Source organism: Clostridium sp. CAG:43, assembly GCF_000434655.1.
In the GTDB taxonomy this organism is placed as follows: Bacteria; Bacillota; Clostridia; order Lachnospirales; family Lachnospiraceae; genus Otoolea; species Otoolea fessa.
Genome location: NZ_FR895117.1, coordinates 32,389 through 38,912, shown reverse-complemented (window position 1 = coordinate 38,912; position 6,524 = coordinate 32,389). Strand labels below are relative to the sequence as shown.

6 protein-coding genes (1 of these 6 running past the window's edge) are annotated in these 6,524 nt (G+C 49.7%); 5 read left to right on the top strand and 1 reads right to left on the bottom strand.

From position 1 onward, the window contains the following. From QVO97_RS12185 to QVO97_RS12175, 3 genes are all read left to right on the top strand, one after another. The coding region annotated (locus QVO97_RS12185; protein WP_288189765.1) for a dihydroorotase crosses the window boundary (this coding region is incomplete at its 5' end): on the top strand, positions 1-282 show 282 of its 1,189 nt. Its footprint begins 907 nt before the window's first position. 14 nt (positions 283-296) lie between these two features. Then, the gene (gene malQ, locus QVO97_RS12180) at positions 297-1,796 is read left to right on the top strand and encodes a 4-alpha-glucanotransferase (RefSeq protein WP_022360589.1); all 1,500 of its coding nucleotides are present in this window, start codon (positions 297-299) and stop codon (positions 1,794-1,796) included. A gap of 142 nt (positions 1,797-1,938) precedes the next feature. Then, positions 1,939-3,576, top strand: coding sequence for an ABC-F family ATP-binding cassette domain-containing protein (locus QVO97_RS12175; RefSeq protein WP_022360588.1), 1,638 nt, complete (start codon positions 1,939-1,941; stop codon positions 3,574-3,576). Between the two features lie 127 nt (positions 3,577-3,703). Here the strand turns inward: QVO97_RS12175 and QVO97_RS12170 are convergent, their stop codons facing one another. Continuing rightward, entirely contained in the window at positions 3,704-4,066 is a 363-nt protein-coding gene (locus tag QVO97_RS12170) for a helix-turn-helix domain-containing protein (RefSeq protein ID WP_022360587.1), read from the bottom strand. Positions 4,067-4,353: 287 nt separating this feature from the next. Here QVO97_RS12170 and QVO97_RS12165 point away from each other — a divergent pair, with 287 nt between their 5' ends. After that, positions 4,354-5,280, top strand: coding sequence for a nucleotidyltransferase family protein (locus tag QVO97_RS12165; protein ID WP_022360586.1), 927 nt, complete (start codon positions 4,354-4,356; stop codon positions 5,278-5,280). A gap of 36 nt (positions 5,281-5,316) precedes the next feature. Beyond that, positions 5,317-6,507, top strand: a complete 1,191-nt coding sequence (locus QVO97_RS12160; RefSeq protein ID WP_022360585.1) for a dicarboxylate/amino acid:cation symporter — start codon at positions 5,317-5,319, stop codon at positions 6,505-6,507. Positions 6,508-6,524 lie beyond the last annotated feature (17 nt).

Here is a 6,524-nt window from a genome sequence, read left to right as displayed (position 1 = left end):
CTGCCATTGGCGGTTACCAGGCTGGTAAAAGCTGGTCACATTGATTATCTGACTCTGTTTGAGAAAATGTGCCTGAATCCGGCGAAGCTGTACCGGATGAAGGAGGCGGGACGCATCCGCGAGGGCGGCGCGGCGGATCTGGTTCTTTTTGACGACCAGACACCATATACCGTAGAAAAATTCCATTCCAAGGCGTCTAACTCCCCGTTTGTGGGAGCGAAGCTCTATGGAAAGGTTCACTATACCATCTGCAGCGGTGAGACAGTATATCGGGCAGAATAGGAGGAAACGAAGCGATGAAGACAATGTTAAAACGCGGCGCAGGCGTGCTGATGCCGATTTTCAGCCTGCCGTCGCCGTATGGAATCGGTACGTTCGGACGGGCGGCGTATGAGTTTATTGATCAGTTAAAACGCGGACGCCAGACGTACTGGCAGGTGCTTCCGATGGGACCGACCTGCTACGGGGACAGCCCGTACCAGTCCTACTCTGCATTTGCGGGAAATCCGTATTTTATTGATCTGGATACGCTGAAAGACGAGAAACTTCTGACCCAGGATGAGATAGACGCCTGCTGGTGGTGCGACAAGCAGGATCAGGTCAAATATGACGCGCTGTATTATTACCGTTTTCCGCTTCTGCGCAAGGCGTATGAGCGGAGCAACCATAAGGAAAGTGTGGAATATCAGGCATTTCTGGAAGAAAATGAAGAATGGCTGGACGACTATGCGCTCTACATGGCAGTCAAGGGTAAATATGAAGGAAAAGGCTGGATGGACTGGGACAAGGACATCCGGTTCCGCCGTCCGGAGGCGCTTTCGGCATGCCGCGAAGAGCTGGCAGAAGAAATAAATTACTGGAAGTTCTTACAGTTTAAGTTTTTTGAACAGTGGAAAAAATTAAAACAGTATGCAAAAGAAAAAGAACTTCAGATCGTCGGCGATATTCCGATTTACGTGGCGCTCGACAGCGCGGATGTCTGGAGCCACCCGGAGCTGTTCCAGCTCGACGAGGAAAATCTGACGCCGCTCAAGGTATCGGGTGTGCCGCCGGATGCATTTTCAGAGGATGGACAGCTCTGGGGCAACCCGCTTTACGACTGGGAGAAAATGGAACAAACTGATTTCGCCTGGTGGCGAAGCCGGATGAAAGCGTCCGCGAAGCTCTACGATGCGGTGCGGATCGACCATTTCATCGGCGTGGTGCAGTATTATGCAATCCCGTATGGCGCTGTGACTGCGAAAGACGGCGAGTGGGAGAAAGGTCCGGGCAAAAAGCTGACCGACGCACTTGATGAGGCGGCAGGCGAGACGAAGATCATCGCGGAGGATCTTGGTGTCTTCTGTCAGGAGGTCAAGGATCTGTTGGCAGAGACGGGCTATCCGGGCATGAAGATCATTGAGTTTGCGTTCAGTGGCGACCGTTTCAACGAGCATCTGCCGCACTGTTATGACCCGAACTCCGTAGTCTACGGTGGAACGCACGACAATGAGACGCTGGCGGGGTATTTTAAACCGGAAAAACGTCAGTGGTGGGAACTTCAGTACATTGCCGATTACCTCGGTGCAGCACACCAGAGTGAGGTGGTAGACCGCGTGTTCCGCGCGGCATACGGTTCAGTCGCGAGCGTCGCCATTTTCCAGATGCAGGATGTGTTGAAACTCGATAACTGGGCGCGCATGAATACGCCGGGAACCCTCGGGGAAAACTGGCGTTGGCGTCTGGTTCCGGGGCAGTTTACGGATGAGCGGGCAGATTATTTGTCCTGGCTGGTGGATACGTTCGGAAGATTTTAGTTTTTGTCGGATGGGAATAAAAACCCGTAAAATGCTTGCAAATTCGGGAAAAACCTGTAAAATATACATGGATTGCACCCGCCCGGGGCAAAGATGCGCCTGGGGAGTATGAACGATTTGAACAGTATGAAAGGAAATTGCCATGATTAGTACAAGCAATGTAACACTGCGAGTAGGAAAGAAGGCGTTATTTGAGGACGTAAGCATTAAATTTATCGAGGGAAACTGCTACGGACTCATCGGTGCCAACGGTGCCGGAAAGTCTACCTTTTTACGAATCCTGTCCGGACAGCTGGAACCGACCAATGGTGAGGTTATTATTACACCGGGACAGAGACTTTCATTCTTACAGCAGGATCACTTTAAATATGACGCATATCCGGTACTTGATACCGTTATTATGGGAAATGCGAGACTCTACGAGATCATGAAAGAGAAGGAAGCCATCTACATGAAGGAAGACTTCTCCGAGGAGGACGGCGTCAAGGCTGCCGAGCTGGAGGGCGAGTTCGCCACGATGAACGGCTGGGAGGCAGAGTCCGACGCGGCGAACCTTTTAAATGGTCTGGGAATCGAGACGGATCTCCACTACAAACAGATGGCAGATCTGACCGGTGCCCAGAAGGTCAAAGTTCTTCTGGCACAGGCACTGTTCGGAAACCCGGACATCCTGCTTCTCGACGAGCCGACAAACCACTTGGATCTCGATGCGATCGCATGGCTCGAGGAGTTCCTGATCAACTTTGAGAATACGGTTATCGTGGTATCCCATGACCGTTACTTTTTAAATAAAGTCTGCACCCAGATCGCAGATATCGACTATGGCAAGATTCAGCTCTATGCCGGAAACTACGATTTCTGGTACGAGTCCAGCCAGCTGATGATCAAGCAGATGAAGGAAGCCAACAAGAAGAAGGAAGAGAAGATCAAGGAGCTGCAGGAGTTCATCCAGCGATTTTCCGCCAATGCTTCCAAGTCTAAGCAGGCAACCTCCAGAAAACGTGCTCTGGAGAAGATTGAGTTAGATGAGATCAAACCGTCCAGCCGTAAGTACCCGTATATCGACTTCCGTCCGGAACGTGAGATCGGTAATGAGGTATTAAGCGTAGAGAACCTGTCTAAGACTATCGATGGTGTGAAGGTTCTTGATAATATTTCCTTCATTCTCGGACGCGAGGACAAGGTAGCATTTGTAGGACCGAACGAGCAGGCAAAGACCGTTCTCTTCAAGATTCTTTCCGGCGAGATGGAGCCGGATGAGGGATCCTATAAATGGGGTCTGACCACCAGTCAGGCATATTTCCCGAAGGACAATTCGAAAGAGTTCGATAACGACGACACGATCGTAGACTGGCTGACCCAGTACTCTCCGGTTAAGGATGTGACCTATGTCCGCGGATTCTTAGGACGTATGCTGTTTGCCGGTGAGGACGGCGTGAAGAAAGTCCGCGTTCTTTCTGGTGGTGAGAAGGTGCGCTGCATGCTTTCTAAGATGATGATCTCCGGTTCCAATGTCCTGATTCTGGACGAGCCGACCGACCATCTGGATATGGAGTCCATTACCGCTCTGAACAACGGTATGATCAAGTTCCCGGGCGTGCTGTTATTCTCATCCCGTGACCACCAGATCGTTGAGACGACCGCAAACCGTATCATGGAAATCGTAAACGGCAAGCTGATCGATAAGATTACTACTTATGATGAGTATCTGGCAAACGATGAGATGGCGAGAAAACGTCAGGTATTTACTGTTACGGATAGTGAGGAAGAGGACGACTAAGAGCTGGAATCAAAGTGATTTAGACAAAAGTCTGAAAGATAAAAGACAGCCCCAGACGCTGCATGTGAGCGATGCCTGGAGCTGTCTTTTGCACATCTATGGTGTCAATGTCCCGTTTTCACCGCGATCAATCCTTCTTATGGCGTGATTCCAGATAAACCAGGTAATTGATGTATTCGATCAACTGCTTTTTCGTGGAAGTCTGGAATGATGAGATACGCCCATTGACCTCTCCATAGGTGACATTTTTAAGAAATGGTTTCGCCATTTCGGGCGGATTCTTCGGGTAGGAGGTTCGACCGAGAATATAATCGGCGCTGACCTGGTAATAATCCGCCAGTTTTATCAGATGCCGAAGAGGCAGATCCGTCCGGTTTGTTTCATAGCGGGAATAGATTTGCTGAGTTGTACCCAGCAGACTGGAAATTTCCGCCTGCGTTTTTCCTTTGTCCTCCCGTAAATCACGGAGCCGGTCACCAGCAGCAATCATTTAAAGCACCTCCCGCATACATCAAATATTTGTGAAAACAATCTATCATACAAGTATGCGCAGAACTAAAAGATACAATTAACTGGTGTAGAAACAGTAAAAAATACATCTATAAAAATGTAAACAAAAAAGAATATCCGCTCTATGGAATAAAACGGCAGCCGGGTTTTTGTTTTACTGTTTACAGTCTGCCCGAATTAGTTTAAAATAAAAGGAAACAGGCAATTCTGCTTTGAATGAAAACGGGCAGGATTGTGGATAAGAAACAGAAAGCGAGGACAATTTTCATGAGTCAGAAGCCAGTTCTGGTAATCATGGCGGCTGGTATGGGCAGCCGGTATGGCGGCTTGAAGCAGATTGATCCGGTCGATCGGGAAGGAGATCTGATCATCGATTTTTCGATCTTCGACGCAGTCGAGGCTGGATTCGAAAAGGTCGTATTTATTATCAAGAAATCGATTGAGAAAGAGTTTAAGGAACATATCGGAAACCGCATGGAAAAGCACGTGCAGGTGGAGTATGTGTATCAGGAAAATGACCGCCTTCCGGATGGATTTGAGGTTCCGGAGGGACGCGTCAAACCGTGGGGAACCGGTCATGCGATTCTCTGCTGCAGCGAGGTGATCGACGGACCGTTTGCGGTGATCAACGCGGATGATTACTATGGAAAATCGGCGTTCAAGGCGATCTATGATCGTCTGGCATCCTGCGGGGATGATGACAAATATCAGTATGCGATGGTTGCCTATCATCTCTACAACACATTGACGGAAAACGGGCATGTGGCGCGCGGCGTCTGTACGGTGGATGCGGATGGACATCTGGCGGATATCCACGAGAGAACGCGCATCGAGAAGCACGGCGATCAGGCGGAATATACCGAGGATGACGGCGCAACCTGGGAGAAGCTGGGGGAGGATACGCTTGTATCGATGAACCTCTGGGGCTTTACTTCCAGCATCTTAAAGGAGTTAAAGGCGCGCTTTGTTCCATTTTTGGAGAAAAACCTGTCGGTAAATCCACTCAAATGTGAGTATTTCCTCCCGTTTGTGGTGGATGAACTTCTGAAAGAGGGGAAAGCCGAGGTGACCGTGTTAAAGAGCGTGGACCGCTGGTACGGCGTGACCTACAAGGAAGATAAGAAGATGGTGACAGACGCGATCCAGGGGATGAAGGACGGCGGTCTGTATCCGAAAAAACTTTGGGAAGAGTAAGAATGAAGAGATAGGTATTAGGAAGGAAAACTGGGTATGAGCAAGTTGATGAAAAGCCTGCCGTTTCGGCTGGTGCTGGGTGTAGCGATCGGTATTATTGCCGGTCTTATAGCAAATGAAAGTTTTATGAATCTCGTTGTGACGCTGAATTATATTTTTGGGCAGATTATTTCGTTCTGTGTACCGCTGATCGTCATCGGCTTTATTGCCCCGTCGATCACGAAGCTTGGAAAGAATGCCTCCAGATTGCTTGGAGTAGCGCTGATACTGGCGTATACATCGTCTCTTGGCGCGGCGCTGTTTTCGATGGCAGCTGGATATACGCTGATTCCGCATATGTCGATTCAGTCGGCAGTCGATGGACTGCGCAGTCTGCCGGAGGTTGTCTTTAAATTGGACATTCCGCCGATCATGGGCGTCATGAGTGCGCTGATATTTTCCGTTATGATTGGTCTGGCAGCGACCTGGACCAAGGCGGTGACGGTAACGAAACTCTTAGACGAGTTCCAGAAGATCGTTCTGGAGATAGTACAGAAGATTGTCATTCCGATTCTTCCGGTTTACATCGCATTTACGTTCTGTTCCCTGGCATATGAGGGAACCATCACAAAACAGGCTCCGATCTTCATTTCGGTTATCCTGATTGTTATGGCAGGCCACTATATCTGGATGGCGCTGCTGTATACACTGGCTGGTATTTACTCTGGCCGTGACCCGAGAGGCGTTATTAAGCATTATGGTCCGGCATATCTGACGGCAGTCGGTACGATGTCTTCTGCGGCGACCCTGGCAGTGGCGCTCAGTTGTGCCAAAAAGGCAGAGCCGCTTCGTGACGATATGGTTGATTTCGGTATTCCGCTGTTTGCGAATATCCATCTGTGCGGTTCGGTTCTGACCGAGGTATTCTTTGTCATGACGGTATCCAAGATTTTGTACGGCGCTCTCCCGGATATGATGACGATGGTTCTGTTCTGCGTTCTTTTAGGTGTATTTGCCGTAGGTGCACCGGGTGTTCCGGGCGGTACGGTTATGGCGTCTCTGGGACTGATCACCGGTGTCCTCGGTTTCGATGCGACCGGAACGGCGCTGATGCTGACGATCTTTGCGCTTCAGGACAGTTTTGGTACTGCCTGCAATGTAACGGGTGACGGTGCGCTGACCCTGATGCTGACGGGATATGTGGAGAGACATGGGATTAAACATCAGGATTTACACGTAGATTTATAAAAATGAGAGAGGTGGGG

Bases quoted from the DNA above. Each gene is read 5' to 3' on its own strand.
- QVO97_RS12160 (WP_022360585.1), top strand. From the start codon at position 5,317: ATGAGCAAGTTGATGAAAAGCCTGCCGTTTCGGCTGGTGCTGGGTGTA.
- malQ (WP_022360589.1), top strand. From the start codon at position 297: ATGAAGACAATGTTAAAACGCGGCGCAGGCGTGCTGATGCCGATTTTC.
- QVO97_RS12170 (WP_022360587.1), bottom strand. From the start codon at position 4,066: ATGATTGCTGCTGGTGACCGGCTCCGTGATTTACGGGAGGACAAAGGA.
- QVO97_RS12165 (WP_022360586.1), top strand. From the start codon at position 4,354: ATGAGTCAGAAGCCAGTTCTGGTAATCATGGCGGCTGGTATGGGCAGC.
- QVO97_RS12175 (WP_022360588.1), top strand. From the start codon at position 1,939: ATGATTAGTACAAGCAATGTAACACTGCGAGTAGGAAAGAAGGCGTTA.